This window comes from Kitasatospora sp. NPDC042419 (assembly GCF_056437345.1).
The window spans coordinates 190141-208047 of the sequence record NZ_JBWKAW010000013.1; the positions used below are offsets into that span (position 1 = coordinate 190141).

The 17907-nt window shown below is 73.5% G+C and carries 18 protein-coding genes; 9 read left to right on the top strand and 9 right to left on the bottom strand.

Going from position 1 to position 17907, the window contains the following annotated elements:
- Nucleotides 1-9 precede the first annotated feature (9 nt).
- A complete protein-coding gene (locus AC067J_RS24220; RefSeq protein ID WP_478302419.1) occupies nucleotides 10-1401 on the bottom strand; it encodes a Mucin-2 in 1392 nt (463 codons plus the stop codon).
- Nucleotides 1402-1798: 397 nt separating this feature from the next.
- Here AC067J_RS24220 and AC067J_RS24225 point away from each other — a divergent pair, with 397 nt between their 5' ends.
- On the top strand, nucleotides 1799-2566 hold the full coding sequence (locus AC067J_RS24225) for a hypothetical protein (protein ID WP_478302421.1): 768 nt from the start codon (nucleotides 1799-1801) through the stop codon (nucleotides 2564-2566).
- Between the two features lie 176 nt (nucleotides 2567-2742).
- Here AC067J_RS24225 and AC067J_RS24230 read toward each other — a convergent pair whose 3' ends face one another.
- The 3 genes from AC067J_RS24230 to AC067J_RS24240 all read right to left on the bottom strand — a co-directional run bounded on the left by AC067J_RS24230 (nucleotide 2743) and on the right by AC067J_RS24240 (nucleotide 4485).
- A complete protein-coding gene (locus tag AC067J_RS24230) occupies nucleotides 2743-2979 on the bottom strand; it encodes a helix-turn-helix domain-containing protein (protein WP_478302423.1) in 237 nt (78 codons plus the stop codon).
- The gene (locus AC067J_RS24235) at nucleotides 2979-3587 is read right to left on the bottom strand and encodes a DUF2975 domain-containing protein (RefSeq protein ID WP_478302425.1); all 609 of its coding nucleotides are present in this window, start codon (nucleotides 3585-3587) and stop codon (nucleotides 2979-2981) included. Before AC067J_RS24235 ends, AC067J_RS24230 begins: the two co-directional genes overlap by 1 nt.
- A 127-nt stretch (nucleotides 3588-3714) precedes the next feature.
- A complete protein-coding gene (locus tag AC067J_RS24240; protein ID WP_478302427.1) occupies nucleotides 3715-4485 on the bottom strand; it encodes a methyltransferase domain-containing protein in 771 nt (256 codons plus the stop codon).
- Here AC067J_RS24240 and AC067J_RS24245 point away from each other — a divergent pair.
- The 3 genes from AC067J_RS24245 (at nucleotide 4484) to AC067J_RS24255 (ending at nucleotide 6497) form a co-directional block, all read left to right on the top strand.
- The gene (locus AC067J_RS24245) at nucleotides 4484-5026 is read left to right on the top strand and encodes a MerR family transcriptional regulator (RefSeq protein ID WP_478302429.1); all 543 of its coding nucleotides are present in this window, start codon (nucleotides 4484-4486) and stop codon (nucleotides 5024-5026) included. The genes AC067J_RS24240 and AC067J_RS24245 overlap by 2 nt on opposite strands.
- Before the next feature lie 33 nt (nucleotides 5027-5059).
- On the top strand, nucleotides 5060-5638 hold the full coding sequence (locus AC067J_RS24250; protein ID WP_478302430.1) for a TetR/AcrR family transcriptional regulator: 579 nt from the start codon (nucleotides 5060-5062) through the stop codon (nucleotides 5636-5638).
- 76 nt (nucleotides 5639-5714) lie between these two features.
- Entirely contained in the window at nucleotides 5715-6497 is a 783-nt protein-coding gene (locus AC067J_RS24255) for an oxidoreductase (protein WP_478302432.1), read from the top strand.
- A gap of 146 nt (nucleotides 6498-6643) precedes the next feature.
- Here the strand turns inward: AC067J_RS24255 and AC067J_RS24260 are convergent, their stop codons facing one another.
- Together AC067J_RS24260 and AC067J_RS24265 are read right to left on the bottom strand one after the other, a co-directional pair.
- Nucleotides 6644-6970, bottom strand: coding sequence for a hypothetical protein (locus AC067J_RS24260; RefSeq protein WP_478302434.1), 327 nt, complete (start codon nucleotides 6968-6970; stop codon nucleotides 6644-6646).
- A 170-nt stretch (nucleotides 6971-7140) separates the two neighbouring features.
- Nucleotides 7141-7761: a response regulator transcription factor gene (locus AC067J_RS24265; protein WP_478302435.1), complete on the bottom strand. Its 621-nt coding sequence runs from the start codon at nucleotides 7759-7761 to the stop codon at nucleotides 7141-7143.
- Between the two features lie 134 nt (nucleotides 7762-7895).
- Between AC067J_RS24265 and AC067J_RS24270 the strand changes: the two genes are divergently transcribed.
- Nucleotides 7896-8195 (top strand): hypothetical protein, encoded by a 300-nt coding sequence (locus AC067J_RS24270; RefSeq protein WP_478302437.1) that lies wholly within the window; start codon nucleotides 7896-7898, stop codon nucleotides 8193-8195.
- Nucleotides 8196-8260: 65 nt separating this feature from the next.
- Here the strand turns inward: AC067J_RS24270 and AC067J_RS24275 are convergent, their stop codons facing one another.
- The 3 genes from AC067J_RS24275 to AC067J_RS24285 all read right to left on the bottom strand — a co-directional run bounded on the left by AC067J_RS24275 (nucleotide 8261) and on the right by AC067J_RS24285 (nucleotide 9976).
- Nucleotides 8261-8650 (bottom strand): ribosomal protein L7/L12, encoded by a 390-nt coding sequence (locus AC067J_RS24275; RefSeq protein WP_478302439.1) that lies wholly within the window; start codon nucleotides 8648-8650, stop codon nucleotides 8261-8263.
- 419 nt (nucleotides 8651-9069) lie between these two features.
- Complete coding sequence (locus AC067J_RS24280) at nucleotides 9070-9429, bottom strand: DoxX family protein (RefSeq protein ID WP_478302441.1); 360 nt, start codon at nucleotides 9427-9429, stop codon at nucleotides 9070-9072.
- Nucleotides 9430-9481: 52 nt separating this feature from the next.
- On the bottom strand, nucleotides 9482-9976 hold the full coding sequence (locus tag AC067J_RS24285) for a cupin domain-containing protein (RefSeq protein WP_478302443.1): 495 nt from the start codon (nucleotides 9974-9976) through the stop codon (nucleotides 9482-9484).
- Nucleotides 9977-10057: 81 nt separating this feature from the next.
- On the opposite strand from AC067J_RS24285, the gene AC067J_RS24290 reads away from it, so the two are divergent.
- The 4 genes from AC067J_RS24290 (at nucleotide 10058) to AC067J_RS24305 (ending at nucleotide 17771) form a co-directional block, all read left to right on the top strand.
- Nucleotides 10058-10909, top strand: coding sequence for a LysR family transcriptional regulator (locus tag AC067J_RS24290; protein WP_478302445.1), 852 nt, complete (start codon nucleotides 10058-10060; stop codon nucleotides 10907-10909).
- 362 nt (nucleotides 10910-11271) lie between these two features.
- Nucleotides 11272-15087, top strand: a complete 3816-nt coding sequence (locus AC067J_RS24295) for a BTAD domain-containing putative transcriptional regulator (RefSeq protein ID WP_478302447.1) — start codon at nucleotides 11272-11274, stop codon at nucleotides 15085-15087.
- Nucleotides 15088-15605: 518 nt separating this feature from the next.
- Nucleotides 15606-16232, top strand: coding sequence for a pyridoxamine 5'-phosphate oxidase family protein (locus tag AC067J_RS24300; RefSeq protein ID WP_478302449.1), 627 nt, complete (start codon nucleotides 15606-15608; stop codon nucleotides 16230-16232).
- 165 nt (nucleotides 16233-16397) lie between these two features.
- Complete coding sequence (locus AC067J_RS24305) at nucleotides 16398-17771, top strand: MFS transporter (protein ID WP_478302451.1); 1374 nt, start codon at nucleotides 16398-16400, stop codon at nucleotides 17769-17771.
- The last annotated feature ends 136 nt before the right edge of the window (nucleotides 17772-17907 follow it).

Sequence of the window (17907 nt, forward strand, 5' to 3'; positions counted from 1 at the left end):
GATCGGTGGTCAGGCGGGAACGCCGGCCCGGTCCAGGACGCCGGCCATCTCGCTCTCGGGGAGCGCCGGGTTGGCACCCGCACTGGAGGCCAGTTCAGGGACGTGGAGGGCCTCGCGGAGCCGGTGCAGCGGCAGCCGAGGGTCGCCGGCCGCCGCCTGACGCGTCCAGACCACGGGGTCGTGACTGAGCCGTTCGACCAGTGCGGGCGTGGCGGCCGGGTCCCGGAGCGCCAGCCGACGGTGGTTCCCGTCCGGGTGGTCCGCGTAACGCGCGGCGAGACCCTCACGGGGAAAGCGGGGGTGCGTCTCCGCCATCCAGGCGGAGAACGTCCCGCCGAGCCGCGCGAACACGCGCATCAGGACCTCCTCCGGGGTGTCGGGGTGGTGAATGCCCAGGAGGTTCTCCACCACCGGGTCCTCGACGCGTGCGAGTAGGCGCAGTAGGTCGGGCGACAGGTGGGGGCTCCGGGCAGCGGCGCGCCGGAGCAGCGGGTGGGCGGAGGCCGCGGCCCGACGCGGCACCTCGGTGCCGGCGAGCCCGTCCAGTACCCACTGCACACCGTCGCCCCTGTCGAAGTCCCCGACCGTGAAGTCGATCGCCATGCGCCGCGCCTCGTCCAGCTCGGGCCTGAGGGAGACCGCGAGTCGTACGGCCTCGTCGGGGTCGACGGCGAGCCGCTCCACGAGGTCGGCGGGCAACGACGGGTTCTCGGCTAGGGCAGCCAGGTGCGTGCGCTCGGCGACGCACCGCTCGGCGTCGGCGCGGACGAGGAGCCCTCGGCGCAGCGCCTCGGCGGCGGACTTCGGATCGTCGAGGAGTGCGGAGGTGACGCGGGCGTCCTGCCGGCACTCCCGCAGCGCGGCGGCCCGCCGCACCTCCGGGTCGGGGTCGGCCAGCAGTGCCGATCGCTCGCCCGGCGCCAGGACCTCCCATGCACGGACCGCTTCCAGGCGCGCTGCCGAGCTGTGATGAGCAGCCATCGAGGCCAGGAACGACGGCGCCAGGTGGGGTGAGTCCAGCAGGGCCGCTCGTACTGGCGCATCAGGGTCGTCGAGCAGGCGGGCGCAGACGGCGTCCGGCAGTGGAGCGACCCTCGTACGCGGGTCGCTCCACTCGGGTCCGTACGCGAGGGCGGCCCGCACCTTGGGGGAGGGGTCGTCCGCAAGCCCGGCCCGCTGCGCGGGTTCGGCCCTGGCGCTCATGGCGAAGTCGATTCGGGCGCGCGGGTTCGGGTGGGTCAGGATCACCGCGACGGCTGCTTCGGGGAGTCCGGCTCGCTGGAGGGCGTGACGGGGCGGGCCGTCACCGCCGTCGTCGAAGGCCAGCAGGCGCAGCAGCAGTGGTGTCGGCAGCACCGGGTTGCCGGCGACTCCGTCCAGTGCGGATGCGTGGAACGCCACCGTGATTCCCCTGCCCTGTGTCTTCCCTGATCGGTCCGCGACCATGATCTCCCGTGAGCCGGTCGGGATCCGCCGATCCTCACCTTGATGCCCACCTTGATCCCCACCTTGATGCCTGCCGCCGCCCGCTGCGCCTGCCTGGCTCGTCGTCCCGGCCCGCGACGGGTCCGGCTGCCGTCGGCGGGAGGGGCAGGCCTGCTCGCGGGCGGTCGCTGTGTTCGCGGGCGGGGCCGAGCCGGAGGTGGCGCGCCGTGTGCCGGCGTTCGGCGGTCGGGGTGGGGCCCGTGGTGGCGGGGTGCGAGACTTCGTACGGGTGATCGCCCGTGGACCGGCCGGAATGCGGCGTCGGGCGTGGGCGGCGGCGTGGACGCGGCTGTCGGCGGGAGGACTGGAGAGCATGGGAACGGACGGGACCGGGCTGTACGCGGACGACACCGCGTGCGATGTCCGTGACGCCTATCGCCGTGCCCTGGAAACGGGGGCGGACGCGCAGGAGGCCGAGGCGCGGGTGCTGAGTGCCTTCGTCGAGGAACTCGCGGACCCGGACGAACGGGCTGTGGTCCGGCTGGCCCTGGCGGACACCCAATCGCGGCTCGGGCGACTGACCGGGTCCGCCCGGCGGGAGGCCCTGGCCCTGCTGGACTCGGGTGGCGACCTGGACCGCTGGCAGGAGGCCGGCGCCGCGGACGTGCGCCGGCGGGCCGCTGTCCTGCGACGGCTGCGGAGCCGCTTGGAGGGCCCGCAGCCCGAACCGCGTCCGCTGCGTGCCCGCCGCCCGCCGCCCGCGCGGGCCGTCCCTGGCCGGGTCTACGCCTACCGGGCGCGGAGCGGGCGTCCGTACCTGCTCCGGGTGGTGGGCCTGGCGGACGCGGGCTGTTCGACCGGCCCGGTCATCCGGTTCCTGGACCACTCCGGACCAGGACTGCCCGAACCGGCGGACCTCGCGGAGATCCCCGAGCGGCGCTACCACCCGCGGTGGAAGAGGACCGAGGTGGTCATCACGGACGACGGCCGTGCCGAACGGGAGGTTGCCGGACTGGTCCTGGTCGGCGAACACCCCGTCCCGCCCCTGACGCCGTCCCCCAACGGCCGGACAGTCTCCGCCTGGGCGGAGCTCTGCTCCTACCTGGAGACGCGGGACGGCCTGGCCGGCGCCGCGGGCTGACCCGCACACGGCGGCGGCCGGGTACGCCGCCGGGGCGCGGGTCGGACGGCCCGGTCGATTCGAGTCGAACGGTGTGCTCCTGGCTGCCGGGGCCCCGGCAGCCGGTGCTCCTGCCGCCTGGGCTTGCCGCCTGGGGCTGCCGCCGGTGCTCCGGCTGTGACGGCGGAGCACCGGGGTCAGGCAGGCGGTGTCCTGGGCGGGACGGTGAACAGCTCGCCGGGTTGGCAGTCGAGCGCATCGCACAGCGCTGTGAGCGTGCTGAACCGGACCGCGCGGGCTCGGCCGTTCTTGAGGACGGACAGGTTGGCGAGCGTGAGGCCGACCCGGTCGGCCAGTTCGGTGAGCGTGAGGCCGCGCTCCTCCAGCAGCCTGTCGAGGTGCACCTCGACGCGGTGTTCCTCCTCCGGCGGCATCAGATCACCGTCTCCAGGTCGGCGCGCATCCTGGCGCCGCGGCTGACGATCTCGGCGGACGCGAGGAGCCCGAACCCGGCCAGCGTCCACGCGGCCGGGAACTCCCAGACCGTGACGCCCGCGGCGTCGCTCACGGTGAGGGCGAGATCCAGCGCCGCGATGCTCTCCGTCACGCCGGCCAAGGTCCCGCCGACGATGACGAAGACGGCGAGCAGCCGCAGCCACCGCACCGCCTGGACGGTGAACGGATCACCGTGACGGGCCCGCCGTACGACGATCACGAGCGTGACGAGCATGCCCAGGGCCACCAGCATGCTCGGCAGTGCGGTGAGTACCGCCGCGACGAGCTGGTGGACGCTGGGATCGGCGATCTCCACCTCGATGACGGAGTCCGGCGTGATGGTGACGCCCCCGGCCGTCCTGCCGTGGACCACGGCGGTCCCCTCCAGCGCGCGGGCCGGTATCCCGGCCGTCACGGGCAGGTTGCCCAGCAGTGCACGGCCTACGGGTATCGCGATCGCCAGGCCCGTTGCGACCACGCCGAGCGTGAGCACGCTCTGCAGTTCGCCGAGCCAGTCCGGCCGCCGCAGCTTGTCCAGCAAGGACATCCCAACCCCCTCTTATCGATTACCGATATGCCGATAATCGATAAGAGGGGCCTCCTTGTCAACCCGCCGCCCGCCGCCCGCCGCCCTCGACGCGCCGCCCGCCGCCCTCGGCCCGCCGCCTGGTGCCTCACCGTGGTGCGGTCGCCGAGGCCACGAACATCGGCACTGCCAGGAAGAGCCCGTCGGCTTCGGCCCGCGCGCGTTGATCGGCGATCCAGCGGTCCGACTGCTCGCGCGTGACGGCTGAGGCGGAGCCGGCCGCCGAGGCCAGTCCGGTGAGCAGGGGCAGCATGGCCGACCCGGTGAACACGCTGGTGCGCACCTCGACTGCCACGTCACGGAAGCCGGCGGCCATCAGCAGGTTCCGGTACCGGCGAGCCGCGCGCGGACTGACGGTCAGGTCGGCGCGGGCGTGCACGATGGCGCGGGTGAGGGCCGGATCGGCGGAGTCGATGACGAAGGTGTCCCAGTCCTGACCGACCAGCACGATCCGCCCTCCGGGTGTGAGCACTCGGCGAGCCTCGGCCAACGCCCGCTCAGGCTCGGCCAGTTCGTGGAACACCTTGTCGGCTCGGTAGCCGTCCACCGAAGCGTCCGGCGCCGGCAGTTCATATGCCCCCGCTATCCGGAATTCCGCCTCGGGCCACCGGCCGCGGGCGACGGCGATCATCTGCTCGCTCGGGTCCACGCCGACGGCTCTCACACCCCGTTCGGCCAGCTCCGCCACGGCTCGCCCCGCGCCGCACCCCACGTCAACCACGCACATGCCGGGTCCAAGTCCGAGCAAGTCATAGGAAAGAGATCGCAGTTCGGCCGCTCCCGGCAGCCGGTCGGCCTCGTCGAGCCGCGCGATGAGGTCGTCGGTCGGTCGGTGTTCGTGTTCCGTCTCCCTGGTCATGAGCGACAGCGTGGGACTTAATGTCGGCATGAAGTCAAGCGAGTACAGGACGTCCGTCAGCAGTGAGCGTGGCCCGATGGGCATCGGCGCCGTCGCCGAACGCTTCGGTCTGGCCACGCACGTCCTGCGTCACTGGGAGACGATGGGGCTCCTTGCTCCGGCACGCGACGCCGCGAACCGTCGCCGCTACGACGCGGCGGACCTCACCCGCGTCGCCGTCATCCTGCGCGCGAAGGAGGCGGGGCTCTCCCTCGATGCCATCCGCTCACTGGTTGCCACCGCCGGTGCCGTGGAACGACGGGACATCCTGGACGAAGAGGCGAAGGCACTTCGCTCCCGGATCGCGGCCGCACGGGCATCACTCGCGCTCATCGAATGCGCCCTCGGCTGCGACCGGGAGGATTCCACCGGGTGCGCCCACTTCCGGCTGGTAGTCGATCGCATGGGCACGGAACCGCCGTCCGCACCCTCGTCCGGCTCCCCGCGTCCGGAACACAGGGGATACGTTCGCAGCGCGGCGGTTTCCGGCACGGATAGTTGACCTCAAGGTCAAAAATGCTGCTACGGTGACGCCATGGGCAGGCCGAAGCAGTTCGATCCGGACGTGGCGGTGGAGCGCGCGATGGGCGTGTTCTGGCGCAAGGGGTACGCGGCGACGACGCCTCAGGACCTCGTGGACGAGATCGGCATCGGCAAGGGCAGCCTGTACAACACCTTCGGAAGCAAGCACGCGTTGTTCGAGCGGGCGCTGGCGCGCTACCGCGACTCGCAGGCCGCGTGGCTCGCGGCGCTCCTCGACCATCCCGGTTCGGCGAAGGACCGGCTGCGCGGCGCACTGGAGGCGCTGGTCGAGCTCGACTTGGGCGACCCGGATCGGCGCGGCTGCATGGCGGTCAACACCGCCGCCGAGTCGGCTCCCGCGGACGCCGGGACGGTCGACACCGTGCGCAAGATGTTCGCGCGGACGGAGAGCGCGTTCCGGGCGACCGTCGAGGAAGGCCAGCGGGCCGGCGAGATCACCGGCGATCGCGACGCGGCGGCGGTGGCCGCCTGGCTGCTCGCGACGGTGATCGGCATGCGGGTGCTGGCGAAGACCGCCGAGGATGCCGCGCAGTTGAGGCGGGTCGTGGATGCGGTGATGGCGTCGTTGTGACTCGGACTGCCGGCCGGCGGCCCTTTTTGCGGACTTATTTTGTACCTCTAGTTCAAGAATCTGCAAGGAGTCTGACATGGAGCTCGATCTCGTGGGGAAGACCGCAGTCGTCACCGGGGCCAGCCGAGGTGTCGGCCTCGCGATCACGCGGCAGCTCGTCGCCGAGGGGGTCAGAGTGGTCGGTGCGGCCCGCACGATCACCGCCGAACTGAAGGAGGCCGGGGCCCACCCGGTCGCGGTCGACCTGAGTACACCGGAAGGCGCCGAGGAGTTGGGGGCGCAGGCGCTCGCAGCACTCGGCGGCGTGGACATCCTGGTCAACAACCTGGGCGGCGGAGACGCGTTCAACCTGCACGGGTTCCTCGCGACCGACGACGCCCTGTGGGCGCGGGGCTTCGAGGTCAACCTGTTCGGCACGGTCCGGGTCACTCGCCGACTGTTGCCGAGCATCCTGGAACGCCGCGGTTCGGTGGTGAACATCTCGTCGATGAGTGCGCGTCTGCCGGGCACGGGCCCGATCGAGTACGGCGCCGCGAAGGCGGGTCTCAACGCCTTCGGCAAGGCGCTGTCCGAGGAGTTCGGACCCCGGGGCGTACGCGTGAACACCGTCTCCCCCGGCCCGACGCGTACCGGCATGTGGGAGGACGACGACAGCTTCGGCGCCCGCCTCGCCGAGGCCAAGGGCGTCGGGCACCGCGACTTCGTGTCCGGGGTGCCTGCGGCGATGGGCATGACCACCGGCCGCATGGTCGAACCCGACGAGGTCGCGGCCGTCGTCGCGTTCCTCGTCTCGGACCGCGCGGCAAGCATCACCGGCGCCGACTACGTCGTCGAAGGCGGCGGCATCAAGACGGTCTGAGGCGTACGGCGGGGGCACATGCTCCGGCGCTGCCCCGGCGCGGACCGGACCCGGACGCCCGCGACCGCCTCCGCGATCCCCCTCCGCGTGGCCGCTGCAGCCCCAGCCGGTGGCGGGACGGCCTCCGGTCCGGTGCCGGGAACCTCTCAGCCCTGGAAGACCTCGTAGTCGATCCAGTAGTCCGCTTCATCGGCCAAGAAGCTTGCCCGGCGCCAGCCTTGGCCCAGCTCACTCGCCCTGATCGTCTGAGCGCCCAGGTGGTCGTCCTCGTCCGGTGAGTCGAGGTCGGTGAGCGTGACGATCCCGTCGCCGGACGAAGGCATGAGGACGAACTTGTCCGTGTTCCTCGTGCGGCCGCCCTTCATGTCACCCGACCAGAATTCGGACCCGTTCCAGCGCAGGACGCACTCGTCCGCGCCGGCGTCCTCGGTTTCATTGCAGTGGAAATTGGCGAAATGTACCTGAATCGCCATGGCTGAATCCTCTCAACTATTCCCGGGATTGGAGAACGTGGGTCCGACTCACTCGCTCGCGCTCTCCCCGGTGTGGAGCTCTTGGTCCTTCCTTGTCTCCTCCAGGCCAGTCTTCTCCCGGCACTTCGCGCTGCCAAGGGGCAGGAAGGCCCACAACGGACCAGGCAGAACTACCCCGGTCCCGGCGAGCCGGACACGATGCCTTGCTCGATCGTGTACCGGGTGAGATCGGCCCGCCGCCGGCAACCGGTCTTGTCGCGCAAGCGGTCGAGGTGCGAGTGAACCGTGTGCTCGCTGATCCCCAGTCGGGCCGCGACTTCCCGGTCCCTCTCGCCGCTCGCGACGAGTGTCAGGATCTGCCGCTCCCGCTCGGTGATGTGCGGAGGGCTGTCCGGGAGATGCCGCACGGTGAGGCCGGCGGAGATGTAGCTGCGGCCGACAGCGGCTGCCCGGACCGCCGCGAGCAGTTCCACCTCCTCGGCCCGCTGGCTCAAGTAGCCGCGAACGCCCGCCTGGATCGCCAGGACGATGTCGGTCTGCGCCTCGGAGACGGACACGACGATGACCGCGCACCGGGGCAAGCGGGTCACAGCGGCGGCGGTCTCCCGGCTCGGCTGTCGTAACTCCAACAGGACGACGTCCGCACCTTCCGGTTCGAGGCGGAGATCACCGACGTCCGGGGCGGTGGCGACCAGCCGAAGGTCGGGCGCAGAATTGATCACCTCGGTGATTCCGCGCCGGAGTAGCGGTGAGGAACAAACGATCGCGACACGCCTCGGGGCCGTACTCATCGGGGCCTCCAGCGTTGGGGACGTGGGATCTGACGTCGAGCAAGCTGCTGAATCACGGCTGCCGGGCTGACGGTTTCAGTCGCGCGAGGGTGCCGTGATTCCAGCATTGACCCGCGGAGGGGGCTTGGCACGTCGTGCTCCCCGCGGCCGACGCCGACCCCGACGCTGCCCCCGACGGTTACGACGAGTACGTCGAGGAGCTCCTGAACGGCGGGTTCGAGACCTCGCTGCGCCGCACGGACCTGACGGGCGGCGCGTGGATCGAGTTGATCGGTTACGAGGGCCTGGGTGGCGCCGTCGTCTACGGCGCCGCGTGGTTCGCCGAGAACTCCCGCCACGTCGAGGAGGCCGACACGCGCGAGGAGGCCGAGGCCCGGTGCGAGGAGATGGTCCGCGAGGCCGCAGACCGGGGCCTCGTCGCGCAACCGGGCTGAGCGCCGGGGGCCCGGTCCGATGCTGCCCGGCTCGCGTGGCTCCTGCTGCGGTCCGGGCGTCAGGTTCAGGTGCGGTGGGGGGTGTGGCCGGACAGTGGGCCGTAGGTGGTGCACCACTCGCAGTCGCAGGTGGTGAGGGAGTTGGCCTGGCAGTGGGCGGTGGGCCAGTACCGGGACGCGCACGGTCCCGGGTCGACGGGGGCGTCGTCGTCGGGCAGGGTGCGTCGGCACCAGCCGCACAGCAGGGCGGCGGGTACACCGGCTCGGCGCAACTGCCGGGCCGCGGCGACGGCGGTCTCGAAGGGGATCTCTTCGCGTGCGGTGACGGGTGCGCTGTCCAGGAGCCGTCTGCTGTGCCACAGGCTCAGGCCGGTGATCGCGCGGACCGCTCGCAGGGCCGTGGGCCCGCCGGCCGAGGCGTCGGTCAGCAGGATGGTGAAGTCCGGGTTCTCCACGGGTCTCCTCCCGGGCGGTCGGTGTGGCTCCGTACGGGTAGTCAACCGCTCGAAGGGGTGCGGGGCCAAGGGGATATCGGCCCGACGACCGGTGGCGGACGCCCTGACGGACGGGCTGGGGGCCGAGGAGACGTACCAGCGCGGCCGGCAGGGCTTCGCCCCTTCCGTGCGGAGTGGCGAGCGACGCCCGGTCCGTACCGTCCGAGAGCTCCTGACGGTGAGGGAGCTTGAGGCCGGTGTTCTCCGTCGTCCGGCTGCCGCTGTGCGTCACACGCCGAGGCCATGGCGTCGTCGCGCGAGCGTCGCGCGTGCTGTCCCCATGGAGAAGAACGCGCCGTGGGGCTGGTACTGATGACAGCAGCCGTCCGGCGGCTGTCCCCGCAGTTGCCACCACCGCACCGGTCGAGGGTGGTGCTCCGTCACAGCCTGGTGGCCAGCCAGACGGTCACGGCCGCGGTGGTGGTGAGCCCGACGTTGAGTGCGATCCGGCGGTCCTCACCGGTCAGGTGGACGGCGATCGCACCTGCCTGGAGGAGGACGAAGCCGCCGGCCGCGGCCGGCGCCAGCGGGAGCGCGATGCCCGTCAGCGGCGGCAGGACCAGGCCCAGCGCGCCGAGAATTTCGACCGTCCCCAGCGCCCTGAGGGCGGGCAGGGGCATGCGGTCGACCCAGGCCATCATCGGCCGGAGCTGATCGCGGCTGCGGATCACCTTCAGCGTGCCCGCGTACACGTAGAAGAGGGCGAGCAGCCCCGCGACTGTCCAGTAGGCGATGTTCATCGTTTCCGTTCCCGCTCTCGGGTCGTCGGTTCACGGAGACCTGTCGACTGCTTCAGCCGAGGTCGGTGGCAGGCTCGGTCGAGTAGCGGCTCATCGCGTCGACGTCGGCCCGGGGCGTCAACGGCCGGCCGTCGGCGAGCGCGCCCTGGAGGTCCCGGAAGTACTGCACGTACAGGCCGGGGGTGAAGGTGCTGAGCATGACGGCGGGTTGGTCGGTGAGGTTGGCGAAGGTGTGCGGGGTGCCGGGCGGAACCATCACGAGCGTGCCCGTGGTGGCGTCGTGCTCCTCGTTCCCGACGGTGAACCGCACGGTCCCGGAGAGGACGTAGAAGCCCTCGTCGTGCCGGGCATGGCGGTGCCGCGGCGGTCCCTGGGTGTGCGGGGCGAGGACGGACTCGGCGATCGCGAGGCGGTGCCCGGTGTGGCTGCCGTCCTCCAGGACGCGCATGCGCGTGGTGCCCAGAACGATCGTCTCGCCGTCGCCGGGACCCACCACCGAGACGGCGGGATCGGCCTGCGGCGCGTTGGCCTCGAATTCTTCGGTCATGCTCACCAGTGCACCGCCGGGGGGCTGCAGGTGTCCAAGACCTGTCCTGCAGCGCGGATACCTTGTGGGTATCGTTGCAGCGTGGAGCTACGGACCTTGCGCTATTTCGTGGCCGTCGCCGAGGAACTCCACTTCGGCCGGGCCGCCACCCGACTGCACATGAGTCAGCCGCCGCTGAGCCGGGCGATCAAGCGGTTGGAGGCCGAAGTCGGGGCCCTGCTGTTCGCCCGCTCACCCACCGGCGTCACACTCACCCCGGTGGGTTCAGTGCTGCTCGACGAGGCGCGGGCCCTGCTCGACCACGCCGACCGCGTCCGGGCACGCGTTCGCGCGGAAGCCGGCGCCGCGACCGTCACCGTCGGCATCCTGGGCGACGGCACCGATCCGGGAGTGTCCAGGCTGGCCGCCGCCTACCGCCGGACCCACCCCGGCATCGACATCCGGATCCGCGACACCGATCTGACCGATCCGACCTGCGGGCTGCGCGCCGGACTGGTCGATGTCGCCCTGACCCGGGCGCCGTTCGACGAGACCGCCCTGACGGTGCGTGCGCTGCGAACCGATCCGGTCGGCGTGGTCCTGCGCGCCGACGATCCGCTGGCCCGCCGCGACCGGCTGCGGCTGGCCGAGCTGAGCGACCGCCGCTGGTTCCAGTTCCCGCAGGGCACCGACCCCGTCTGGCAGTCGTACTGGAACGGCGGCACGCCGCGCGAGGGCCCAGTGGTGCGCGCCGTCCAGGAATGCCTGCACGCCGTGCTGTGGAACGGCACGGTCGGCCTGGCCCCCCTCGGACACGACCTGCCCGCGGAGTTGGCCGTGGTGCCGCTGGTCGACATGGCGCCGAGCCGAGTGGTGGCGGTGTGCAACGAAGGTGACACCAACCCGTTGATCCGGTCCTTCATCGAGATCGCAGCAGCCGCCTACCGTCACTGAGCCGGCAGCCGGTGCGGCCGTTGCCGTGAGCTGTTCGGAGTCGTGCGGGCGCGCGGTGCCGGGCACGGCGCGCGATGCCGGGCACAGTGCGCGACGGGCGTGCCGTGCTCGACGAGGTGACCGCCCTGGCCCGGCGGCCGTGGCCGTCGCGCGCATCCGTCGGGCGCCGGCCGTGGTGATCCCCGCGGCGAAGGCCCGGCGCCGAGGTCCTGCGGGGATCGTGTCGCTGTCCCTTGCCCGGGGCAATGGTCTAGTCCACACTGATCATGGTCGAAGCCTTCCGTGCCAACGGCCGTGCCCGGCCCGCGACGTGCCGCCGCCGGCAGGGCCGGTGGCCTGCGGCCGTCGGACGAGGGGATGCCATGTCGGAGAGGGCGGTTGCCACCGGGCCGGCCCAGGGAGGGCCGGCAGGCGAGGCGGACCCGTTCGGCCCGCGGCTCCGGTCGCTGCGCAGGCGCGCAGGACTGAGTCAGGAGGCCGCCGCTTCGAGGGCCGGGATCAGCACCAGGGCGCTGCGTGACATCGAACACGGCCGGGTCCAACGGCCGCAGGACCGCACCCTCCGGCGGCTGGCCGAGGCACTGGGGCTGACCGACCGCGAGCTGGACGGGTTGTCGGCCGCCGCCGGTGGCGCCGCGCCGCGCGGAACCCTCCGGCCGCGTCTGCTGATCCTCGGCCCGCTCGCTCTCCAGCGCGGCCGGGCCGGCGTCGCGGTCACCAGCCCGATGCTGCGCCGGCTGCTCGGACTGCTCGCCCTCAAACACCCCGAGCCGGCCACCCAGCAGGAGATCACCGACACGCTCTGGCCCTCCGGGCCGCCCGACTCCCGCCAGAGCCTGGTCCACACCTACGTCAGCCAGGTACGCCACCACCTGGAACCGGACGGCCACCGGGCCGCACCGCGGCCCGCCGTCGTCCGCACGCCGACCGGCTACCTGCTGGAGGCTTCTCCGAGCCAGATCGACCTCGGCCGGTTCGACGAGCTGTTCGCCCGGGCGCAGCGCATCCACCGCGGACCGGACCGGGAGGCCGGGTACGAGCTGCTGACACAGGCCCTGCGGTGCTGGCGCGGCCCGGTCCTCGCGGACGCGGACCTGGTGCTGCGCCAGCACCCGGCCGCGGTCGCGGCCAACGAACGGCGGGTGGCGGCGGCGCTGCTGCACGCCGACACCGCGTTGTCGCTGGGCCGTGCGGGGGAGGCCGTCGCGGCGCTGGGGGACCTGGTGCACGCCGAGTCGTTGCACGAGGGCCTGCACGCCCGGCTGATCCTCGCCCTGGCCGGCAGCGGGGAGCAGGCCGCCGCGCTCCAGGTGTTCGACCGCCTGCGGACCCGGCTGGACGAGGAGTTGGGCGTCGGGCCCGGCGCCGAGGTCCGCGACGCCCATCTGCGGGTACTGCGCCGCCGGCTGCCCCCCGCCCACCGGCGCCCCGGACTCCCGGGCCTCCCTCCCCGCCCCGACCGTTCTGACCGTTCCGACCGTTCCGACCGCCTCGGACACTCCGAGCACCCCGAGCACCCCGAGCGCCCCGAGCGCCCCGATCGCCTCGGGTACCCCGGGCACTCCGAGCACCCCGGAGTGCCCGAGGCCGTCGGGGACGCCGCCGGGGTCGGCCCCCGGATACCGCCGGTCCCGCACCCCGCGCCCGCCCAACTGCCCGCCAGAACCGGGCCCCACATCGGGCGGCAGCGGCAGATCCGGGAGTTGGACGCCCTCGTCGACCCGGACCCGGCCCGCCGCCCCCAGGTGGTGGCCGTGGTCGGCGCGCCCGGTGTCGGCAAGTCCGCCCTCGCCACCCACTGGGCGCACAGTCGGCGTGAGCACTTCCCGGACGGTCAGCTCTACGTGGACCTGCGCGGCCGCTCCCGCCTCCCGACGCTGCGGCCGGGTGACGTCCTCGCGCAGTTCCTCCGGGCCCTCGGCACACCGCCGCACCGGCTGCCCCCGGACGAGGACGAGGCCGCGGCGCTGTACCGCACCCTGCTCGCCGACCGGCGGATGCTGGTCCTGCTGGACGACGCGCGCGACGCCGAGCAGGTCAGGCCGCTGATCCCGGGTGCCCAGGGCTGCGCGGTGGTGATCACCAGCCGCAGCCGGCTCGCCGGGCTGGTCGCGAGCGACGGAGCCCGCCGGCTCGGCCTGGACGTACTCGACCCCGAGGAGGGCCGCCGGCTGCTCGGCAGCACCATCGGCGCCTGCCGGGTCGCGGCCGAGGAGGAGGCCGCCCGCGCACTGGTGCAGGTGTGCGGCGGCCTGCCGCTGGCGATCCGGATCGCCGGTGCCAACCTGGTGGCCCGCGACGCCACGATCGCCGACCAGTACGCCGAGTTGGCGGGCGACGACATGCTCAGTCGGCTGCACGTCGAAGGCGACCGGCGTTCGGCCGTTCGGGCCGCCTTCGACCTCTCCTACAGAGCCCTCCCGGCGCCGGCCCGACGGATGTTCCGGCTGCTCAGCCTGATGCCGGGACGGGACCTCACCGTGGACGGCGCCGCCGCGCTGGCGGACGCCGCCCGGGCCGACTCGGCCGGGCTGCTGGTCGCCCTGGCCGACGCCCACCTGGTGCAGGAACGTGCGGCGGGCCGTTTCGGGCTGCACGACCTGCTGCGCTCCTACGCCCGTGAGCTGGTCGGCAAGGAGGAGGCGCACACCGCCCGGCAGCGGCTGTTCGACTGGTACCTCGACCACACCGACGCGGCGGACCGGCTGCTCTACCCCGCCGAGCCGGCCGCGGGCCCGTCCGCCCGGCTGGGACCCGCCGCCCCCACGGCCGCCGCAGCGGCGGCGCCGGCCACCTCGTCCGCGCCCGTCGCGCCGACCACCTCGTCCGCGTCCGTTGCCGCCCCGGCCACGTCCTCCCTGCCTGTCGCGGCCCCGGCCATCTCGGACCACGACCAGGCCTCGCACTGGCTGGACAGCGAGCGGGAGAACCTGGCCGGCGCCGTCCTGCAGGCCTCCGGCGCGGGCTTCACCGCCATCGCCTGGCGGCTGGCGGAGAGTCTCCACAGCTACCTCGCGGCGGGGATGTACACGGGCGACTGCCTCAAGGTCGCGACCGCCAGCCTGTTCGCCGCCGTCGCCGACGGCGAGATCCGGGCCCAGGCCGCCGCCCAGCTGCGACGCGCCGAGTGCCACGGGGTGCTCGCCGACAACGAGCAGGCGATGGAACTGGTCGGCCGGGCCCTGGAACTCGCCCGGCAGTCCGGTTGGCTCGACGGCCAGGCGCTCGCCCTGCGCCGTATCGGCGCCGCCCACCACGACAACGGCGCCCTTCCGGCGGCGTACGAGCACCTCGTGCAGGCCCGTTCGCTCGGCCGGCACGACAGCGGACCCGCGGTCGCCGAAGAACTCTCCGACCTCGGGCAGGTCTGCTGGAAGCTCGGCCGGCTCGACGAGGCCGCCGAGCACTTCGCGCACGCCGCCCGGCTGCTCCGGGCGTCCGGATCGGTCGGCGAGGAGGCGGTCGCCCGCACGGCCCTGGGCGTCGTCCACCGCGCGCTGGGGCGTCCGGGAGAGGCGGTCCGGGTGCTCGGCGAGAGCCTGCCGGTCCACCTGAAGCACGGCCACAGGCACGGCGAGAGCGCGGCGCTGAGCTGCCTCTCGGGCTCGTACACCGACGTGGGCGACCACTCCACCGGACGGCTGCTCGCCCACACCGCGCTCGCCGCCGCCCAGGCGCTGCGCGACCGGGGGCCGGAGGCCGACGCCTTCCTCGCGCTGGCCTGCGCCCAGGAGCGCACCCGCGACTTCGCCGACGCGGCCGCCAGCCACCGGGAGTCGCTGCGTCTCGCCCTGGCCGCGAACGACGCCTTCCGGCAGGCCGCCGCCCTCGTCGGGCTCGCCACGGCCCAGGCGCACCTGGAACCGGAGGCCGCCTTGCGGACCGCGGACCGCGCCGTCGGGCTCAGCCGCACCGGCGGGTTCCGGATGCTCCAGGGCAGCGCGCTCACCGTCCTGGCCTGCGTACGGGCGCGGCTCGGCGAGCCGCGGACCGCCCTGGAGCTCGGCCACGACGCGCTCGCCCTGCACCGTGCGACCGGGCACCGCCCGGGCGAGGTGCGCGTCCGGCTGGTGCTCGGCCGGGCGCGGTCGGCGCTCGGCGATCCGGGCGGTGCGGTCGGCCACCGGCGCGAGGCGCTGCGGCTCTCCCGGGCGATGGGCGCGGCCCGGATCCGCTGAGCACAGGACGTATCCGCCGGGCGCGGGGCGGATTCGCTGAGCGCGGGGCGGATCCGCGGGGCGCGGGCGGTTGCCGCCGGTGCCCCGGCGGAAGGAGGACCGGTCCGGCAGTTCCCCCAGTTCTGCCGGTTGCGCCGGTCCGGACCGCCACCGGCCGGCAGAACCCCAGGTCGGCGCCGGTGAGTTCACCCGTCTCGGGCGGTCCGCAGGGTCCGCGGTTCCTCTGGTCCGGATGCAGGGGTCCGACCAGAGCGGCTCCGTACGGTGGTCGCACCGCACGGCCCCTCCCGCGCCGTCGGACGATCCCGTTCCCGTTCCCGATCCCCGCTCCGATCGCCCGGCCGTGCTCTGCCCGCCCCGACCGCCGACCCACGAGGTGACACCTTGCCGCAGCCCCCCGCACCCCGCCCCGCTCCGAGCCCCGAACCGCTCCCAGGGCTACGCCCCGTTCCCCCGCCCGCGGCCCCGCGCCGCTCCCGGGCCGGAGCCCTGACCGGCTTCCGTGCGGGGAGCGCCGGATGAGCCGGTACGACCGCCTCGCGTACACCGCCCCGGTGCGCCGGGTCCAGCAGCAGATGGGCAGCGCCACGGCGGCCGACCGCCGGCTGCGGGACCCGGCCGAACAGCCGGAGCCGCTCACCGCGTCCGAGGCCGACTTCATCCGCGGCCTCGACGGCTTCCTGTTCGCCAGCGTGGGCGAGACCGGCTGGCCGTACATCCAGTTCCGGGGCGGCCCGCCCGGATTCGTCCACGTCCTGGACGAGTTCACGCTCGGCTACCTGGACGTGCGGGGCAACCGGCAGTACATCACCACCGGCAACCTGCGCGGCGACGACCGGGTGGCGCTCTTCTTCATCGACCACGCCCGGCAGACCCGCCTCAAGCTGTTCGGCCACGCGAGTGCCGTCCTGCCCGGTGAGGACCCCGTGCTCGCCGAGCGCCTGGACTCGCCGCGCACCGAGGGCACGGTCGAGCAGCTGGTCACCATCCGGGTCGAGGCCACCGCATGGAACTGCCCCAACCACATCACCCCCCGTTTCAGCCGACGCGAGCTCTCCGGAGCCCTGGCCCCGGTCCGCGACCGCCTGGCGCAGCTGGAGCAGGAGAACGCCGCCCTGCGCGCGGAGCTCGCCGCCCGCGCCTGACCGCACAGACCCGCACTGCCCCGCCCCCGCGCGGACCGCAGACCCACGCCACCCGACCGCACCACCCCCGAACCGCACCACCCGGCCGACATCACCCGGCCGACATCACCCGACCAACGCCACCCGACCAACGCCACCCGACCTACGACCTGGGGTTGAACAGCCATGGCAGACCGCTCGACCGACCACCCCGCGGCGGCGACATCCGTACGGATCCAGGACCACCCCGCCGGTTCCCCGTCCTCCGGTTCCCCGTCCTCCGGTTCCCCGTCCGCCGGCACCGCCTCCTCCGGCGCACCGCAGGCCGCGAAGCCGGGATCCGCGACCCCGCCGCCCGGGGAACCGGCGATCTGGTCCCGTAACTTCCGCTTCTACTTCACCGCCCGCAGTGCCGGCCTGCTCAGCTGGGCGATGCTGCCGGTCGCGGTCTCGGCCGGCCTGCTCAGCGGCGGGTACGGCCTGGCCACCGCGGGGTACGCGATGGCCTTCCTGGTGGGCCCGTTCGCCGGCCTGGTGCTGTTCGGCGGGGTGCTCGCCGACCGGTTCACCGCCCGCCGGCTGATGATCGTCGCCGACCTGGCCAACCTCCTCGCCCATGTGCTGCTCGCCCTGCTGTTCATCCACGGCATCGACCACCTCTGGCAGCTGTACGCCCTGCTGGTGGCGGCCGGCACCGCCAACGCGATGTTCCAGCCGGGCTCCGCCTCGACCGTCCCCCTGGTGGCCCGCGACGTGCAGGGCGCCAACGGGGTCCTGCGCACCTCCGAGGCGCTCACCGGGCTCGGCGGTCCGGCGCTGGCCGGCGTCCTGGTCGGCTTCGGGGCCACCGGCTGGGTGATGGTGATCTCCGCCGTCGCCTACGGCACCAGCGCGGTGTGCCTGGCCGCGCTGCGGCTCGGCGCCGTGCCCGCCCCGCCGTCCGGCGGCGGCCTCTGGCACAACCTTGCGGTCGGCTGGCGGGAGTTCCGCGCCCGCACCTGGCTCTGGGGCGTGATCGTGATCTGGATGGTCTTCGCGGTGCTCTCCTGGGGCCCGCAGCTGTCGGTGGCCGCCGGCGTCGTCGTGCCCGAGCACGGCGCGTCCGCCTTCGGCCTGCTCAACGCCGCCCTCGGCGCGGGCACCGTGGCCGGCGGCCTGGTGGCGATCCGCTACAAGCCCGAACGCCCGCTCGCCGCCGGAGCCGTGGCGATCACGACCTACCCGCTCTATCCGCTCGGCATCGTGCTCGGCTGGCCGCTGTGGCTGCTCGCCGCCGCCCAGATCGCGGTCGGCATCGGTATCGGCGTCTGGGGCGTCATGTGGGCCACCAGCGTGCAGACCCAGGTCCCGGGCGAGGTCCTCAACCGCGTCCACGCGTACGAGGTCGCCGGCTCCGTCGGCATGTACCCCATCGGCAGCGCCCTGGCCGGCCCGGCCGTGGACGCCTTCGGCACCGACCGGGTCCTCCTGGTGGGCGTCGTCGTCGCCCTCCTCACCGCCCTCGCCCTGCTGCTCACCCGCCCGATCCGCACCCTCGGCCGCGTCCCCGCCCGCACCTGAGCGCCTCGCCCACGACTTCCCCTGGCAGCCACAAGGCCCGGTCACTACGGGGGACGCGCTGTCAGACCGGCACGCGGTCGAAGCGCTCGTCGTGGAGGACGGTCCTGCCGAGGATGTCGTAGTGCTCGCACAGGCC